12 protein-coding genes are annotated in these 19,913 nt (G+C 31.5%); 5 read left to right on the plus strand and 7 right to left on the minus strand.

The features are described 5' to 3' along the window. Positions 1 to 55: 55 nt before the first annotated feature. Entirely contained in the window at positions 56 to 637 is a 582-nt protein-coding gene (locus tag K7H06_RS14360) for a hypothetical protein (protein ID WP_223036724.1), read from the minus strand. 309 nt (positions 638 to 946) lie between these two features. After that, positions 947 to 1,723 carry a Na-translocating system protein MpsC family protein gene (locus tag K7H06_RS14365; RefSeq protein ID WP_223036725.1) on the minus strand — a complete coding sequence of 259 codons (777 nt, stop codon included), beginning with the start codon at positions 1,721 to 1,723 and terminating at the stop codon, positions 947 to 949. 208 nt (positions 1,724 to 1,931) lie between these two features. Between K7H06_RS14365 and K7H06_RS14370 the strand changes: the two genes are divergently transcribed. Continuing rightward, positions 1,932 to 2,150, plus strand: a complete 219-nt coding sequence (locus tag K7H06_RS14370; protein ID WP_223036726.1) for a hypothetical protein — start codon at positions 1,932 to 1,934, stop codon at positions 2,148 to 2,150. Between the two features lie 55 nt (positions 2,151 to 2,205). Here K7H06_RS14370 and K7H06_RS14375 read toward each other — a convergent pair whose 3' ends face one another. The 5 genes from K7H06_RS14375 to K7H06_RS14395 form a co-directional block, all read right to left on the minus strand. Continuing rightward, positions 2,206 to 3,633, minus strand: a complete 1,428-nt coding sequence (locus tag K7H06_RS14375; protein ID WP_223036727.1) for a Na+/H+ antiporter NhaC family protein — start codon at positions 3,631 to 3,633, stop codon at positions 2,206 to 2,208. A gap of 202 nt (positions 3,634 to 3,835) precedes the next feature. After that, complete coding sequence (locus K7H06_RS14380) at positions 3,836 to 5,182, minus strand: sigma-54-dependent transcriptional regulator (protein ID WP_223036728.1); 1,347 nt, start codon at positions 5,180 to 5,182, stop codon at positions 3,836 to 3,838. After that, the gene (locus tag K7H06_RS14385; protein WP_223036729.1) at positions 5,169 to 7,193 is read right to left on the minus strand and encodes an ATP-binding protein; all 2,025 of its coding nucleotides are present in this window, start codon (positions 7,191 to 7,193) and stop codon (positions 5,169 to 5,171) included. Before K7H06_RS14385 ends, K7H06_RS14380 begins: the two co-directional genes overlap by 14 nt. 200 nt (positions 7,194 to 7,393) lie before the next feature. After that, a complete protein-coding gene (locus tag K7H06_RS14390; RefSeq protein WP_223036730.1) occupies positions 7,394 to 8,713 on the minus strand; it encodes a YjiH family protein in 1,320 nt (439 codons plus the stop codon). A gap of 232 nt (positions 8,714 to 8,945) precedes the next feature. Then, entirely contained in the window at positions 8,946 to 11,996 is a 3,051-nt protein-coding gene (locus tag K7H06_RS14395; RefSeq protein WP_223036731.1) for an ATP-binding protein, read from the minus strand. Between the two features lie 175 nt (positions 11,997 to 12,171). Here K7H06_RS14395 and K7H06_RS14400 point away from each other — a divergent pair, with 175 nt between their 5' ends. The 4 genes from K7H06_RS14400 (at position 12,172) to K7H06_RS14410 (ending at position 19,895) form a co-directional block, all read left to right on the plus strand. Then, entirely contained in the window at positions 12,172 to 12,975 is an 804-nt protein-coding gene (locus K7H06_RS14400; protein WP_223036732.1) for a formate/nitrite transporter family protein, read from the plus strand. Positions 12,976 to 13,101: 126 nt separating this feature from the next. Beyond that, positions 13,102 to 13,233, plus strand: a complete 132-nt coding sequence (locus tag K7H06_RS21410) for a hypothetical protein (protein ID WP_281426008.1) — start codon at positions 13,102 to 13,104, stop codon at positions 13,231 to 13,233. Between the two features lie 709 nt (positions 13,234 to 13,942). Then, positions 13,943 to 18,478 carry a glutamate synthase large subunit gene (gene gltB, locus K7H06_RS14405; protein WP_343216790.1) on the plus strand — a complete coding sequence of 1,512 codons (4,536 nt, stop codon included), beginning with the start codon at positions 13,943 to 13,945 and terminating at the stop codon, positions 18,476 to 18,478. Then, positions 18,471 to 19,895: a glutamate synthase subunit beta gene (locus K7H06_RS14410; protein ID WP_223036734.1), complete on the plus strand. Its 1,425-nt coding sequence runs from the start codon at positions 18,471 to 18,473 to the stop codon at positions 19,893 to 19,895. The genes gltB and K7H06_RS14410 overlap by 8 nt, the downstream gene beginning before the upstream one ends. The last annotated feature ends 18 nt before the right edge of the window (positions 19,896 to 19,913 follow it).

The following is a 19,913-nucleotide window of genomic DNA, read 5'->3' on the forward strand; positions in this document are numbered from 1 at the left end:
GATTATTCTAGATTCAAAAGCTTTTTTATACAATTAAATTACCATTTTCTATATTTCAACGTACATCATTTTCAACTTTATTAATAAACCATTCTGGTACATTCGAACGATTCGAATAATAAAAATAGGGTTTAATCAAATTTACTCTTGCTTTATTTGCACACCATTTATTAGGATGATCTTTTAAAAAATTTATAAAATGATTAGGTCTTATCTGAAATACTTTCTTTTTTCCTAATCGTCTTCCCTTAATCATACCATCCCTTGTCCATCTATAAACTAAACTAGGATTTTTGTTTAGGAGATACCCAATATCTCCCGTCGTTAAAAATTCACCATTGGCAATTCTTTCTGGTCCTAATTTTAATTCATTGGCTTTTTTCCTTATAGAAGTAACACTCCTATCTAATTCCTTTGCAATAAATCCAACAGATTTCTTTCCCCATTTTTCTATTAAAAAATGTAGCTCTTTTTCTGTCCAATACTTTAGTTCTGTTGTTAAACCTAATCTTTTTGCTTTTTTAAAAACAGAATCCTTCGTTCTATTTAAATCATCAGCAATAGCAATAATACTTTTTTCATTATACTTTGAAATTAAATAATCAATCTCATCTTTAACCCATCTTTTATATGGCATCACTAATCCCCCTTTAGCAACAACATCAAACTTATTAATTCTCTCCATCAATGAAAAATAGTCCACAATAAAAGACCTCATTGGCCTCTTATTATGGACTATTCAAATTACAAATATGATTTGCTTTAAAACAGCTATTCCATAATTTACCCTATTTATTTTTCAAACTATCATTATCCTAATATAAAATCAGCTTATACTTATATTCATATATCTGTTTTTATTTATTAAGATTTTTATAATAGGTTATAGTATATTTATGCTACACATAAATCATACCATCTGTTGTAATATTTTGTCAAACTTATATCAACAAGTAATTTTCAATATAATTCTTTCATATTTTTCTTTCGGACAGATTTCCATTTTTTTCATTACTACATTTCTATTAATCAAATTTCCTATTTGTTTTTCAATATCCTTTTTAGTATTTTCATATATGGTTTTTCTTAATACTTCTATCCCTTTAAAATAATTCCCTGCTAATAGAAAATTTTCTTCAAGGGTAGTTAGATTTTCCTTTGATAATATTTCTATCTCTTTTCCTCTAATAAGAACTTGAATCTGCTTTGCTCCTTTTCCTGTAACCCTTTTTAAATATTTTGAATATAAATTTCGAATTTGAAGTTCTATTTCATTTTTTTTATCCTCTGTTAAAATAACCTTATCATTTACAACTAATAAATCATTACTATATTCTAATCCTTCAACAATGACCTCTTTTAATGTTTCCATTAATGCATCTACCTCTATAGGCTTTATTAAATATTTTTCAATTTTTAAATCTACAGTCTCTAGGATTGTTTTTGAATCAGATAATGCAGAAGTAATAATAAAGGGACACTTATAGCCTTGTTCTCTGATTTTTCGCATCATTTCAATACCACTCATATCAGGCATTACTACATCCGTTATAACAATATCTGGTTTATGTTGAATAAAATTTTTGATTCCATCTTCTCCATTTTCAGCCAATACTAATTTTCCAATTCTATTTTTTAAAAATCTAAAAACCTGATTTCTTGTAATAGGTTCATCTTCTACATATAATACTTTAATATTTTGGAGTATATTTATTTCTTCCATAATGAACCCTCCCTAATGTCTAAAATAAAACTTAAATCCTTCTCTTTTACTGTTTGTCTTAATTTAATATTATCCTAATATACAATAAATTTCAATTGGGTTTTCGAGAGTGTATATACAAAAAAAAGTATGCCAGTAAATACCAAAAGGAATCCTATATCTTATATGGAATACTCATATGATAAAATCTTATAGGAGGATATTTTTTATGAAAAATCAAAAAATAGTAGACTGTATCATACAAAAAAAATTCAAAGAAATATTGACTGCAAACAAAAAAGGAAAGTTATATGATTTTAAAAAAGAACTAAAAAAAGAGCTTGAAACTACATTAGAAAAACTTCATAATCCTGATCAAAAAAAAGAAATAGAAACTATATTATACGAAATGAAAAATCATCAAAATAGTACTAATTGGACACATTAATGCACACCTAATAAGACCTCCTAAAGATTAAAATTCTTAGGAGGTCTTTAATAGACTATGCCACTTCCTTTTCTAATTTTTTAACAGGTTCTCCATTAGGACCCACATATACTCTCCCCCAACCAGAACCAATTGCAAAAATCATAATAGCTAGTAACACCCAACAGTAAATAATCCAAGGTGCTAACTGATTTGGTGTAAGGGCGGGTACTACATCTCCAAATTGTTCATTTGCAGATTTTGCAAATGATTGTGCAAACAACAATGCAGGGGTCCATGGTAATGAATACACTAATGTACAAGCTGTAGCATCTAATAGATTTGCTCTTCTATAAGGATGAATTTTAAATTTCTCTCCTATAGGCTTTGCATAAGATGTACCAACTGCAAGAATAGGAGGCGCATTTAATCCCATAACAGTAGACATGGCAATAACTAGACCAGCAATAGAAATTTCTGCACTTCTAGCCGTTTTTACAAAGGTCTCGGCTAATTCTAAAAGTTTCTTATCCCCTCCACCGGCTTTCATAATATGAACACAGGATAAAACAAGAAGGGCTAAAATACATATATCCACCATCCCACCAATTCCATTTACTAATACACCACCAACAGCACCATCTTTTACGTAGAATAAATTTTCGAAGCTATTTAATCCAAAGAGTAATGCAATAATAATAGAAACAATGGTTCCGATAGTAGTAGCAACAATAATATCTCCTTTTTTAATTGCAACATAAATGGTAAGTGCTGCAGGAATCATCATAATCAAACCCTTAGGATTCATGTATCCTTGCAAAGTCTCATAAGGAACATTCGAAATACTTCCTCCACCACCAAGGATTGCAATAAATACAAGAGTTATCCCTGCTGCCACTAAAGAATATTTTAATCTTGATTTTACTACACCACCAACATCCGTACCTTGGCTTGTAGCAGAAACAATCGTTGTATCAGAAATTGGTGCAAGATTATCTCCAAATGCACCTCCACCTACAATAGCCCCTGCAAGCACAACTGGATTTGCTCCTAGTAACACGCCAGCTGGATATAAAACAGACATACCAGCAGCAATAGTTCCAAAACCAGTACCTGCAGCTGTTGCAAAAACAGCACTTGCTATAAATGATACCATTACAAAAATAGTACCACTAGCTCCTATATGATAAGCTGCCCAAATAATTCCTTCTACCAACCCCGATGATCTTAAAACACCCGCAAATACCCCTGCAAATATCCAACAGGCAACAGGTACGATTGCAATTTTATCTGCCATTCCCTCAATAACAATCTCTGAATATTTCATTCGATCCTTTGAAAAAAAGAATGTAATCATAATACCTGCCATAGCACCAATCCACATACCTTTAACATCTGGCGCTTTCAAAGCTGAAATATAAATAGCCACAACTACAAACACTAAAAAAGGTAAAAATGAAATCCATCCGCCTCCATAAAAATCTAATTTTTTATTTTCTTCCATGCATATTCCCCCTTTTTCTTAGTTGCAAAATATAGTAGCAATTACCATGCCAATATATAAACCTTTTCAGAATTGTCGTTTTGTTCGCTCAATTGTTTATTTTCAGCTGTTTTCCAAATAAAAAAAGATATCCTTCCTAACCTATGAAAGATATCTTTTTAAAATAGGAAATAAATTTCCCATGACCTATGTAATTTTTTTCCTATTTTAATTCATATTCTACAATTTTATTGAATAACTGTCTTCTGCTTATTTGCAACTGTCTTGCTGTTTCAGTAATATTTTTATCACATTTTTCTAATGCTTTTTCTATATATCTTGCTTCTACTTCTTTTTTTATTTCTTTTAGAGGTCTTATGTCCTCTAACTCATCACATAGATAAACCCTCCTGTTTTCTGGGAGATCCCTAGTTCGAATTATACCATTTTCAGATAACACCACTAATCTTTCTACAATATTTTTCATTTCTCTTACATTTCCTGGGTAATCATAGGATAAGAGAAAATCCGTTACTCCCTTTTCAATTTTTACAATCCTTTTTTTTAAATCATTTTTAGATTTTTCAAAGAAAAAATCTATCAATATAGAAAGATCTTCTCTCCTTTGTCTTAGTGGAGGGATTTCTAATAGAATTGTATTGATTCGATAAAATAAATCTTCTCGAAATACTCCCTTTGCTACAGCCATAGGAATATCCCTATTGGTTGCTGAGATAACTCTTAAATCTACTTGGATTGCTTTATTACTTCCAATTCGTTCAATACACTTTGTTTCAAGGGTTCTTAAAAGCTTAACTTGTGTAGATATAGGCATTTCGCCTATTTCATCTAAAAATAAAGTCCCACCATGTGCCTCTTCAAATCTTCCAATTCTTCGTTCTATAGCTCCTGTAAAAGCACCTTTTTCATGTCCAAACAACTCAGATTCTAATAACCCTTCTGATAATGCTTGACAATTTACAGCTACAAAATGTCCATCTTTTCTATTACTGCACTGATGAATATATCTTGCTAATACTTCCTTTCCAACACCTGATTCTCCCATGATTAATATATTCACATGACTATTGGCTGCCTTTTTAGCAATATCTAATAATTTTTGAAATCGATTGTTATTTGTCCTTAACAAACAATTTCCACTCATTTGATTATTTCTAAAAATTTTATTATCATTCTCTAACCGATAAAGCTTTCTTAGTTTTTCTATTTCTATGAGGAGTGTCTCGGGATCATGGCTTTTTATAAAATAACTAAAAGCCCCTTTTTTCATGGCACTTACTGCACTTTCAACGGAAGCATATCCTGTTACCAAAATTACAGCCAGTTCTGGATATTTTTCTTTGATCTTTTCAAGTAAGACTGTCCCATTCATTCCCTCCATCATTAAATCTGTTAAAACCACATCAAAGCTATCTTTCTCCAACTTTTTTAATGCTTCAAAACCAGAATCGGCTACATCCGTATCATATCCTTTTTCCTCTAAAATCATTTTAAATACATCTTGATAGGCTTCTTCATCATCTACAATGAGTATTTTAAACTTTCTCATTCCTTTTCTCCTCCTTTAAAGGTACAACAATTTCAAAGGTAGTTCCTTTCCCTAATTCACTGCTAACCCTTATAACTCCCCCAAGCTTCTGAATTTCATTATAAGTAATATAAAGCCCTAAGCCCGTTCCCTTTCCTGGAGCTTTTGTCGTATAAAAAGGATTAAATATATGCTCTATATCTTCTTTTTTTATTCCCATCCCTGTATCCCTACAAATGATCAATAAATTATTTTCTTTCTTTTCACAAATAATTTTAAAAAATCCTCCCTTTGGCATAGCATCAATAGCATTAGAAACTAAATTGATAATAATATGCTTTAAAGATTCCTGATTTATATAACAGAAAAAATCATGACAATTTAATTCACTTTGAATATTTTGTTTTTCCATTAATTTTTTTTCTAGCTTTAATATGCTCTCTATAAAACATTTTATAGAAATTCTTTCCCATGTATCTCCTGATATTCTTGAAAAATTCAACAAATTATCAATAATATTATTAGCTCGATCCACAGAAGATTCCATCATATTTATGGCTTTATTGATACTTATATCCTCTCCATTCATTTTATTTTTCAAGATATAAGCATAGTTTCTGATAATACCTAGGGGATTTCTAATCTCATGGGCTACTCCCGCTGCCAATTGTCCTACTGCTGCCATTTTATTGGCTTGCAATAATTGTTTTTCATTCATTCTAATATCTGTTACATCTTCCATTACAATAAGAATCTTTACTGTTTCACTATTTTTATCTTTCAATGGAAACATCTTCAAATCAAATATTTTTTCCTTATATTTTATCTGTTTTCTATCTTCAGTTTCACTCATAAAATATCCTTTTAAAACTTGTTTATGATTCAACCATGATAAAATTGAAAATTTTCCACAATAATTTCCTATAATATTCTTTCTATTTTCTCCTATGTGCTTACAAAAGGATTGATTTACATTAATAATCCTTCCTTCTTGGTCTATAACAACCATAAAATGAGTCAAGCTATCAAAGGTAGTTTGTAAATCGTTCCTGCTCATATAAAGTTCTTCTGTTCTTTTTCTGACCTCTTCCTTTAATTTTTCATTCCATGAATAAAAAATATAAAATGTAATAAATAATACCATCAATATAATTCCCAAAATCATAGTAATTTTGTCAGATAGTCGGACCTTTGATATAGGTGCTGATACACCTAACCATTTTTGCTGTGTTTTCTCAAGAACCTTTTTCTTTTTTAGATTAAATATGCCTTTGTTGATAATACTTAAAAGAATCTTTTCTGATTTAGGTACACCAAAGACTACATCATTCTCATAGATAGGTGGATCTACAATCTTTACATAATCCTTTGCCTGCATTTCATCTATAAAATAGCTAATAACGGGTTCATCTCCAACTACTGCATCTACTTTTCCCTTTAATAATTCCTCTACCGCATGATGGATATCATGAGTATATGTATAACTAATCCCTACTACATTTTTATTTAAATACTCAATAGCATAATCGCCCTTAGGAACTGCTACATTTTTCCCCTTAAGATCTTGTTGATGCTTTATTTCTTCATTCTTATTAGAGACCAATATAACTCCCCTAAGGCTATATATAGGATCAGAAAACAGATATTTTCTTCCTCTTTGCTCACTTGGAAACATATCACAAATGTCTGTTTCTCCTTTTTCTAGACTACTTAAAGCTTCTCTCCAAACCAATGGTTTAAGCTTGATTTCTGCTCCTAATTCAATAGATAGAGCATTCACATAATCAATTGTAATTCCTTTATATTGACCATTCTCATTATCTACATATCTTAAGGGAGGTGCATTTCTATCAGCAGCAAATATAATTGGTTTATGCTTTTTTAGCCAATTTTCTTCTCTGATTGTTAACTCTCTAGAATTTTTAATATATTCAATAAAACTTATATCATATTTATTATCAACAAATTGATTCATAAAGACTGTTATCAAAAAAATGAAGATTAGATATATATATAAATGTTTTTGCTTCATATCGATACATAATTCTCCTTTTAATCCTTTTGTTTACAATTTCATTATATCAGTATTTTTATAAAATTGACATATTTCGCGTTATTCTTTATTTTATCTATATAAAATAAGCAGGTCCAATTTCATTTTTCTATTCTACATAAAAAAGAGACTATCTCATTATTTTAAGACAGCCTCTTTTGGATAATAAAGAACACTTTTTATAATAATGCAAAAGCCAACAAACTCACAATAATCAAAGTAATAATAGTTCTTTCAAGCCATATGAGTAATATATCTACAACACTAATAGGAATATCCGTAGACAATATACACGGTATAGAAGCTGAGAAAAACAATATAGAAGATACACAAACCACACCAATAATAAATTTTGTAATCAGTGGTGCACCTACCACCAATAGAGCTGGCAAGAACATTTCTGCAATCCCAACAGCAGCAGCTTTTGCAGCAAGCATAGCTTCTGGAATATGAAGAATACTTGTAAATGGATAGAATATATATCCTATTACATCAAATACAGGAGTATATTTGGCTAAAACTAATCCTATAAGACCTACAGACATAATAGAAGGCAAAATGCCCATAGCCATAATTAATCCATCTTTTAAATTAGTTCCTATATTTTCTCCAACACTTAAAGACTTTTCTGCAGCCTTAATACCTTCTTTCCATGCATGTTTAAAAAGATTTCCTTTATATTCAGGTTCTGGAATTCCCTCTCCAGTCATATAGGTTTCACTCTTTTTACTTAAAGGTCTAATTCTCACTGTTATAGCTGTAACTAAGAAAGTAACAATTAACGTAGTCCAAAAATATGTGTTCCACATTTCCATAAGTCCTAATGTTTTTGCTACAATAATCATAAAGGTTGCAGATACTGTAGAAAAACCAGTGGCAATAATAGCTGCTTCTTTTACTGTATACTTCCCTTCTTTATAAACTTTATTGGTAATCAAAAGACCTATAGAATAGCTTCCTACAAAAGATGCTACTGCATCAATTGCTGATCTACCTGGTGTTTTAAAAATAGGTTTCATAACTGGCTTCATTAATACACCTATAAACTCTAAAAGACCATATCCTACTAAAAATGCTAAAAATATGGACCCTATAGGTACAATAAGACCTACTGGAATTACCAGCTTAGAGAATAAAAATGGACCCATATCCTTTTCAAATAGCCATGCAGGACCAACATTAAAATAGACCAATCCAGCAACAATAAGTCCTAGTATCTTTAAAAGTGAAAATACCCTATCTACAGGATTTTTATTCCATGTTTTTTTTATAAATGGCCGTATACTTCCAATCAATATAATCACTAGTGCATAAATAGCTGCTAAAGCTGGCATTCCTGTCTTTATACCTGATACAATATGATCCAAAGGAATAGTAGCTTTTCCTCCTATATCAATAGGGATAAAAAACATAAAAATACCAATTGCACTAAAAAGAATAAATTTTAAAATACTACTACTGTCAAAATCTTTCTTTTCATTTATTTGTCCAGTATTCATCCTAACCCCTCCTATTTATAAATTATTAATGGATAAATCATCCATCATTTTAATTATATAACATTTTTGAAATTTATGAAAATTTTATATTTTTAGTTTTTTTGTTTTCATTTGATAATTATTTCCTTCTTTTATAGAAATTCTTGAAAATTATATTTCATATTACAGTAAATTCCCACAAAAAAACACCACCCCTATACGACTCCGGCAGTGTTTGTAATTTATATAGTTATCAACTATTTCTTCTTAATACCTCTAGTATTTCTATCTCATAAGGCTCTTTTAATTGTCTTAAATATTCTATTCCTTTGTCACAATACTCCTTAATATCCAAACTTAAATCATCTTTAAATATTTCTCTAATCTTCTTATTTTCTTTCATCCGTACTTTTATTTCTGCTTTTACTCGATACAAGAGTCCTAACTCATAAGGGCTTTTCAACTGCTTAGCATATTGTTGGGCCCTTTTACAATATTGTAATGCATTCTTATAATTTCCTTTTTTAATTAAAAGTAATGCCATATATCCTTCAGCTGTTGACCTTCCCCATAATACATTCAATTCATTATATAGAAGAATCGCCTTTTCTAAATAAGTTTTTGCTAAATCATCATCTCCCATATCAAAGGCTGCTTGACCTGCATTAGTATAAAAAATTGTAAGACCTCGAATGACTTTTTTCTCCATACATATTTTCACAGCACGTTCATAATATTTAAGAGCGCTCATAAATTTCATATTCCGCCTTCTTATTTCTCCAATATAATTATATCCAGCTGCCATATTTAATGTATATTTATCTTCATATTCATTGACCTGCTCAAAAATGCGAATGGATTCTTTTAGAATTTTTTCAGCATCCTTATAATCTCCGTCCATTATTTTTTGTAATCCTTGTAGTCTTAACATAATTCCTGTATCCTTTTGGTAATTACATTTTTTTGCTAAATCCAAGCCTAATTCAACATATTTTTTCATCCACTTTACATTGTGTATTTGAATACCATAGTAAATCATTTGTCTATACCCCTTTAGGGCATAATCTAGATCGTCAATTTTAATTGATAAATCAATCATATTCTCAATATCTTTTATACCTTTATCATATTCTCCTTCTCTTATAAAGAATCTCCCTCTCATATGCCAAAAACCTATCTGAAGCCTTTTTATTTCTTCTGAATAAAATTCTTTCTCTCGTACCTTCGTAAGATTTTTTTCTATGTCTTTTAATTGTTTCATGGCTTCTTCTTGACTTAAATAGCTTGGATATTCCTCTTCAATATTTCCATCTTTTAAAACTGGAAATAATTCATGCCCAAAGTTAAAATATACATCTAAATTTTTCATCCAATATTTTAAAACTAAAATAGGATTCATTCCATTTTCAAAGTGATAAATCAATTTTGAATAAAGAAATCTATCTCTTTTGTCATGATGTAGCTTTCTTTCAAAAATCAATCCAATTTCATTATGCAGTATTTTACGTTTTGCACTAGATTGCTGCATATAAATATACTCCCTAAACTTTTGATGGGTAAAAGCAAAACTTATTTCATCACTGCTACTAACATCTTTTAAAATACCTCTTTTTTGAAGTTCTTCAATAATATCCATAATCTCTAATATATTCTTTGAAGTTAAATTTTTTAACATATCTAAACTTACTTTGTCAAAAAACAGTGAAGTAATATTTAAAAGTTTTCTTCCTTCTTTTGAAATATCTAAAAATCTACTTTTTAATATATCTTGGGTTTTATCAGTCATTTCTGTTATAGATCCTTTTTCTTTTATACCATTAATCATCTCTGTCAAAAAAAAGGCATTTCCTTCTGTTTCCTTATAGATTCTTTCATAAAGCTTTTCATTTCCAGAAATTTCTGGGAAACTCATTTGAATAAACTCTTCTACCTCATATTTTGAAAAAGGAGTAAGGTCAATTTTTTGAAGCTTGTTATGTTTAACAGAAGAAATCATAAATTTATTTAGCTTTTCTGAATACCCATTTCTACAAGTACAAATAATAAAGATCCGACTCATCTTTTGATGTAATAAGATACTATTAATCAATGCTAAACTCGTTTCATCCATCCACTGAATATCCTCAAAAACTAACAGGATTTTTCGTTTTGCTGCTACTTTTTTAAGTACTGACACCATTGTCTCTTCAATTACCTGATGCTGTAACCAATCCGTTTTTTCTACTGGGTTTATATTACATTCTTCATTTTCTATAGCAAAACCTGGAAATACATGACTAATCAAGTTTCTCCATAAAATAGGAATTTCTATACCCTCTTTCTTAATGAGCTCTACTAGATTGATAAAAATATCGTTCCAAGGTTTTAGTAGATACCCCTGCTCTGCCTGATAGCAATGAGCTTGTAATAAAATCTCTTCTTTATTAATGCTTTCTAAAAATTCATCTTTTAACTTTGTTTTTCCAACACCTGCTTCTCCTATAATTAAGAAGGACTTTGTTTCCTTATGATTTATAAATTTTTGATAACTTTGTTTTAGCATTCTTAGTTCATAAGTTCTTCCATAAAAGAAATCTGAGGACTTCTTTTTATTTATTTTCTTTGCATTTCGCATCATTATTATTTCATCAAAGATCTTCTTAATCTTAAGGTTTGGCTCTATTTGGAGTTCTTTTTGTAATATATTAGATAAACGATTGTATAAGTCTATTGCTTTATGAAAATCTCTACTATCAGCATAGGCCTTCATTAAAATCTCATATGGTTTTTCATTTAGTTCATCTGTTCTAATCCATTTTTTTGCATAAAAAATACGAGATGCTATATCATTTTTTGAAAAAGCATTTTTTATTTTTCCATTGATTTTTTGAATGTATAAATCCTTTAGGTACTCTGCATATTGTATCATCCAAGATTCAAAACCTTCTGCGTCTTTTACATGAAATCCCCTTAAAAATTCTCCTGTATATGCATGAATCCCATCATCTTCACCACTTAAAAAATCACATAAATCTGTATTGATTTGAATATCTGGATTAATCATTACAATAGATTTTTTAGGAGAAATAACAATATCCAAATCAAAGCTCTTTCTAATTTTATACATAGCTTGTCGTAGATTTTTCTTTGCAATTTTTTCTTCTACTTCTCCCCATAAAATATTTACTAGTGTATCTCGAGTAGCTTGTCCATAAATCAACAAATAATAAAACAAGCCTTCCGCCTTTTTAAATGGAAAGACAATCTGTTCTTCATTTTTATAAACTGTAGGTGTATCAAATAATTTCACACGTATTAGATCCATTTTTTCACCCTTATTTCCATTTATTAACTAACCTACTTTTATTATATCGAATTCCTTTAGCCATTTGCAAATTTTAAAAACTATTCTGAATAAATTCTATAGATTCATAGATTAGAGACATTTTGTTGACGAGAAAAATATACACTTATATAAAATGGGTTATAGGGGGATGACCATGGAAAAAAGAATGTTAAGTCCTAAAGAAATTGTAAAAACAACAATTGATATTGGCATACAAAAGACTAAATTATCTATGTTTCAAATGCTTATACTTGGAATACTAGCAGGAATATATATTGGTTTTGGCGCTCAAGGGGCTATCACAATCAGTCAAACCTTTGGATGTATTGATATGGGATTGTCAAAATTTTTATTGGCTGCTACTTTTCCCGTAGGATTAATGCTCGTTGTTATTTGTGGGGCTGAATTATTTACAGGAAATAACTTAATGTTTTTAGGTGTATTAAATAGAAAATATACCCTAATAAGGATGCTAAAAAATTGGATCATTGTTTATATTGGAAACTTCATTGGTTCTATCATACTTGCATTCATTATGGTAAATACAGGATTAATGAATAGTGCAGTAAAAGAAAAAGCCATGGCCATCGCTATTGGAAAATTAAACGTTCCTATGGGATCATTAATACTTAGAGCCATACTATGCAATATACTTGTAGTCTTAGCTGTATGGATGGCAACAGGTGCAAAGGATATCATTAGCAAAATATTTGCTTGTTGGTTTCCTATTATGCTGTTTGTGTTATCTGGATATGAACATAGTATCGCAAATATGTATTTTATCCCTATTGGAAAGTTTTTAGGAGCTACTATTAGTTGGTCAAAAATATGGATGTACAATATTATACCTGTAACCATTGGAAACATCATTGGTGGTGGAATGATTGTCCCTATATTTTATTATTTAGCTTATGTAGAATCAAAAAATACATCAAAATCTAAATCATCCCTTATTTGAATTTAAATATACATATATAAAAACATCTCATAATTTATGTAACACATGTCCTCCAATCTGCATACTTTGTATTAGGACAAAAGAAAATAATTGAAAACAATATGAATATAAAGGAGGTTTACCCTTATGGCTGATGCTCAATGTGGCGGAATCGGTGGTATCTTTGGTGGATGTGATAGTAGTTTACTATTCTTCTTCTTGTTATTAGTAGTAATATTCTGTAACTGTGGTGCCTTTGGTGGCTATGGTCGTTGCTAATTATTAAAAAGAATTGGGAACTCATTCCCAATTCTTAATACATACTGCTATTTCATCTATCAGCCATTTGTTGCAGTGCCTTCTTTTGTGACCAGGAGCAATCCTGGTCTATATATTTTCTTTTATTATATATTTATTTGATATATTATATCCTTTCATTATTTCTTTTCCATTTTCCGCTTCTATAAATATGATACTCATTCGTATTTTTATTGCAGAACTTTTCATCTTTCATTCACTCCTCCATTTTTTGTAAATCCCTTCTCCTATCAAAAATTTAATGCTTTCTAAGTCTCCTTATATAATAATTATATGATTACTAATTATGAAATGGTTTTCCATCCTTTTCTACTTTTTTAACTTTTTATTTAATCCTAATGTATAAAATTCTTCCCTAAATGAATCCTATATTCTTCTAACAAAATGAAGGTTTCAATTTGTCAGCTTTCTTTTTTATTTTTTAAATCACATTCATTTTTCATCTCACCCCTGTAATCATAGCAAACTATTATTTCAATATTGTATAGAAAATTTAAAATATATATATATTTGCAATTCTTTCTATTGACAACTTCTTATTTTTTCGCTATACTTAATCCTAAAACTAGAATTTTGTCGAATTTTTCTGATAATTTTTATAAAATTATTCATTTATAAATGAACAACAACTCATGAAATTAAAAGATTATTAGTTATAGGAGGTCTTATGATGAATGAAATGGGTTTTTTCCCAAAAAAGCAAGGTCTTTATGACCCCTCATTTGAAAAAGGTAGCTGTGGTGTAGGTTTTATCGCCGATATTACAGGTAAAAAGTCAAATGCAATCATTAGAAATGGTTTACAAATTTTAAAAAACATGTCCCACAGAGGAGCTACTGGTGCAGATCCTGAAACAGGAGATGGTGCAGGAATTTCTATTCAAATTCCTCATGAATTCTTTGTTTCTGAATTAACAAATTTAAACCTGCAACTTCCAAAAGAAGGCGATTATGCAGTAGGTATGATCTTTTTACCTATGGAGCCTAATGCACGCTATTTTTGTGAAGGGGTTTTGGAAAGAATTCTTCTTGAAGAAAATCAAAAACTCATAGGATGGAGAGATGTCCCCCTTAATGACAAGGCTTGTGGTGTATCTGCACAAGGAACAAGACCTGTTGTACAACAAATTTTTATCCATAGAAATAACCAGGATCCTCATGTCTTTGAAAGAAAACTCTATGTTGTAAGAAAAAGAGTTGAAAAAATAATTAGTGATGCAGCAAAACCTTATACAGAAGCATTTTACGTATGTAGTTTATCTTCACGAACAATTGTATACAAAGGACAATTTTTGGCTCATCAAATAGAAAATTTTTATCCTGAGCTGAAAGATCCTCGATTAAAAAGCGCTATTGCTACTGTTCATCAAAGATATAGTACAAACACATTCCCATCATGGAGATTAGCTCATCCTTATCGTTATATCTCTCATAATGGTGAAATTAATACCATCAGGGGCAATATTAAATGGATGCATGCTAGAGAAAGTGTCCTTACCTCTAAATTATTTGGTGATGACTTTGAAAAAGTACTTCCTATTGTTCAACCAAACAGCAGTGATTCTTGTAATCTAGATAATGTTTTTGAACTTCTTGTATTAAATGGTTATTCTATGCCTCATGCTATAAAAATGCTTATGCCTGAAGCTTGGAGATATTACAAAAACATGCCCAAAAGTCTTAGATCCTTTTATGAATATCACGAAGGCTTAATCGAGCCTTGGGATGGACCTGCAACAGTTGTATTTACTGATGGTATTCAAGTAGGAGCTAGTCTTGATCGAAATGGTCTTAGACCTGCAAGATATATGGTTACAAAGGACAATATGGTCATACTCGCTTCAGAATCAGGCGTTCTTAAAATAGATGAAAAAAACATTCTTAAAAAAGGAAAATTAGGTCCAGGACAAATTTTTGTTGTAGATACAAAGGAAAATAAAATTTTAGAAGATGAAGAAATCAAAGAAACCCTTTCAAATGAAAAGGGCTATGCAAAATGGATTCAAGAAAATGAGATTGATTTAAATAAAGTAAAGTTAAATAAAGATCTACCAAGAATGGACGAGGACACCCTTGTAGAAAAACAAAAAGTGTTTGGGTTTACAGAAGAAGAATTAAGAAGAGTTCTTTCACCTATGGCACAAAAAAGCAAAGAAGCCATTGGATCCATGGGAAATGATGCTCCCCTAGCGGTTCTTTCTGACAAACCCGTACTATTATTTAATTACTTCAGACAACTTTTTGCACAAGTAACCAATCCACCGATTGATCCAATTCGTGAGAAAAAGGTAATGTCCTTGAACCAATATATCGGTCGCTTAGGAAATATATTGAAAAAGATCAACGAAAAGAAGCCAAATAAATTTATAGAACTTGAACAACCTATTCTTTATGCTGAAAAAATGGAAAAAATAAAAAATGTCAATATAGATACTTTAAGAAGTATCACCATTCCAATTATTTTTGAAGCAGATCAATACGAAAAAGGATTAAAGGATGCTCTTGAATCTTTGATAAAGAGAGTTGAAGAAAGCATCTTACAAGGATATCGTATTATCATTTTAAGTGATCAAAACGTTAATCGCTATCGTGCACCTATTCCAAGTCTTTTAGCAGTAAGTGCTGTTCATAATCACTTAATCGAAAATAAGCTTAGAACAAAGGTTGATTTAATCATTGAAACAGGAGAAGCCCGTGATCCATTCCATATGGCACTCCTTCTAGGTTATGGTGCTACAGCAATATACCCCTACCTAGCCCTTGAGTCCATCAACGATCTTATTAAAAAACAGCTTTATATAGAAAATATCAGTGTAAAAGAAGCTAGTATGAATTATGTACGAGCTTTAGGTTATGGTATTCGAAAAATCACATCAAAAATGGGAATTTCAACTTTAAGAAGTTTTAATGGTGCACAAATTTTTGAAGTAATGGGGCTAGATGAAGAAATTGTTCAAAAATATTTTACAGATACACCTTGTCGTTTATCTGGAATGAAAATGGATGGCATTGCAAAAGAAACATTGATGCGCCATCAAAAAGCATTTGAAATCAACAATAGTACACAGCAGTTAGAGATCGGTGGTCAAATTCATTGGAGAAAAAATAATGAAACCCATATATTTAATCCAGATACCATCTCAAAGCTTCAACAATCCTGTAGAACCAATGATTATGATTTATTTAAAGAATATTCATCCCTTGTAAATAATCAATCAAAAAAATTAAAAACCATTCGAGGTCTTTTAAACTTTAAAACGGCTAATCCTGTACCAATAGATGAAGTAGAATCTGTTGAATCTATCATACAACGATTTGCAACAGGAGCCATGTCTTTTGGATCTCTTGGTAAAGAGGTTCACGAAACACTAGCCATAGCTATGAACCGCATAGGTGGTAAAAGTAATTCAGGTGAAGGTGGCGAAGATGATAAGCGTTACATCAAAACTGAAAATGGTGATTATAAACGAAGTGCTATCAAACAAATTGCCGCTGCAAGATTTGGTGTTACCACTAATTATCTTATCAATGCAAATGAGCTTCAAATAAAAGTTGCACAAGGTGCTAAGCCTGGTGAAGGAGGACACCTTCCTGGTAAAAAAGTAACAAAAGAAATCGCAAAGGTACGTCATTCATTACCTGGCATCGATTTGATTTCTCCTCCACCACACCATGATATCTATTCTATAGAAGATTTGGAACAATTGATTTTTGACTTGAAAAATGTAAATCCTTCGTCACGTGTTAGTGTAAAACTCGTTTCTGAATCAGGTGTAGGTACTGTAGCAGCAGGAGTTGCAAAGGGTAGTGCAGATATGGTTTTAATCAGTGGACATGATGGTGGTACAGGTGCTTCCCCACTCACATCCTTAAAAACAGCAGGGATGCCTTGGGAGCTTGGTCTTGCTGAAACACAACAAACGCTACTTCTCAATAATCTTAGAAGTAGAATTTCAGTACAAGTTGATGGACAAATGAGAACAGGACGTGATGTGGTCATCGGTGCCCTTCTTGGAGCAGAGGAATTTGGTTTTGCAACAGCACCTCTTGTAGTATGTGGATGTATCATGATGCGTCAATGTCACAACAATACTTGCCCGGTAGGCGTTGCTACTCAAGATCCAGAGCTTAGAAAACATTTCCAAGGGAAACCTGAACATGTAATCAACTTCTTTCGTTTTATCGCCATGGAAGTTCGTGAAATCATGAGTGAATTAGGTTTCAAAACAATGGATGAGATGGTTGGAAGAGTAGATCTCCTTCATGTAAATGAAGCTAATAGACATTGGAAAACAAAAGATCTTGATTTAAATGCTATTCTATACCGTCCAGAATTACCTGTACGCTTCGGACAAAGAAAAACAGAAAATCAAGCAGATCCAACGATAGACATTCTTGATAGAAAACTTCTTGAAATAACAAAGCCTGCTTTAGAAAAGAAAGAAAAGGTAAAAGAATCTTTCCCTATTCAAAATATAGACCGTACAGTTGGTGCTATGCTTTCTGGACAAATAACAAAGCTTTACGGTAAAGAAGGACTTCCAGAAGATACGATTGACCTTACTTTCATAGGAACATCTGGTCAAAGCTTTGGTGCCTTCGCTGTGAATGGACTCACATTACGTCTTTATGGGGACAGCAATGATTATCTCGGAAAAGGGTTATCTGGCGGTAAAATTATTGTAACTCCTAATAAAGAAGCAACCCTCATTCCTACAGAAAACATTATTGCAGGAAATACACTCCTCTACGGAGCAACTTCTGGAGAAGCCTATATCAGCGGAAATGTAGGAGAAAGATTTGCCGTAAGAAACAGCGGTGCTATTGCTGTTGTTGAAGGTGTGGGAGATCATGGTTGTGAATACATGACAGGGGGACGTGTTGTCATTCTTGGAAAAACAGGTCGGAATTTTGGTGCTGGTATGAGTGGCGGAATTGCTTATATATTAGATGAAGAAAGCAACTTTAGCACAAAATGTAACTTTGAATTGATAGAATTAGAGCCTTTAAAAACAACTGATTTTGAATTTGTTAAAAACCTTATTAAAAAACATATTGCCTATACAAATAGTACAAAAGGAAAAGAAATCCTTGAAAATTGGGATATATATAAGGATAAATTTGTAAGAGCTATTAGTCCTCAATACAAAGAAATCATCGAAAATACGAAAGATACAGATAGTCAGGTGGTGAAGGATCATGAATAATCAACCAGGATTCAAAATGTATAATCGCAAAAATGCAAAAAAAATCCCTGCTGATGAAAGAATTAAAAATTATAAAAGTTTCTATATTCCTCAATCAGAAGAAGAAATAAAAAAACAAGCATCTCGTTGTATGGATTGTGGCATAGCCTTTTGCAACAATGCTTGCCCTCTAGGAAATGTTTTGCCTGATTTAAATTATTTGGTTTCTCATAATCATTGGAAAAAAGCCTTCGATATTTTGCAAAGCACGAATAATTTCCCTGAGTTTACAGGAAGACTCTGTCCTGCTTTATGTGAAGCATCCTGCTGTCTAGGAGTTCATCAAGAACCCATGACGAATCGAGAAATCGAACTGAGTATTATCGAAAAAGGATTTGAAGAAGGTTGGGTAAAACCTTTAGCTCCTGTAATACGAACTGGTCGCAAGGTTGCCATTATAGGTTCTGGTCCTTCAGGACTTGCAACAGCCCAACAACTTGCAAGAGCAGGTCATCATGTAACTATATTTGAAAGAGCTGAAAATATAGGTGGCATTTTAGCTTTGGGTATTCCAGATTATAAACTAGAAAAATGGGTCATTGATCGAAGAATTAAGCAAATGGAAGAAGAAGGCATTCGCTTTATCACCAATACAAATGTAGGAATCGATATTTCTGTTGAAGCATTAAAAGAAAAATATGACGCTATTTGCTTAGCAGGTGGATCAACTGTACCTCGAGATTTAGATGTAGAAGGAAGAGTTTTAGATGGGATTCATTTTGCAATGGATTATTTAACTCAACAAAACCGCATCAATCAAGGGAATGAAATTCCTAATGCAGAACGTATTGATGCTTCTGGAAAAAGTGTTGTCATTATCGGAGGAGGCGACACAGGTGCAGATTGCCTTGGTGTAGCAATCCGTCAAGGAGCAAAACAAGTTTATCAATTAGAATTAATGCCTCAGCCACCAGAAAAAAGGACTGAAAAGATGCCATGGCCTACTTGGCCTATGATTCTACGCACCAACACCTCTCATGAAGAGGGTGGTAAAAGACAGTGGAGTATTGCAACAAAATATTTTTCTGGAGAAGATGGCAAGGTTCAAAAAATTCATTGTATAAAGTTACAATGGACGGAAGATACTAATGGCCATCGAAAAATGGAAGAAATCCCAGGAACCGAATTTACATTAGATGCAGAGCTTGTTCTCTTTGCTATGGGATTCCTTCATCCAGAACAGTCCAATCTTCTTGAAAAACTCGGTGTTGAAGTTGATAAAAGAAAAAATGTCAAAACAGATAACCATCATATGACAAATATTTCAGGGATATTTGCTTGTGGAGACATGAGAACAGGTCAATCCCTTGTATGCAAAGCTATTCATGATGGTAGATCAGCAGCAGAAGCTATAGATGCATACCTGAAAAATCAATAAAAATCATAAAAAGAGCTG

The sequence above is a fragment of the Crassaminicella profunda genome (genome assembly GCF_019884785.1).
Classification (GTDB): domain Bacteria; phylum Bacillota; class Clostridia; order Peptostreptococcales; family Thermotaleaceae; genus Crassaminicella; species Crassaminicella profunda.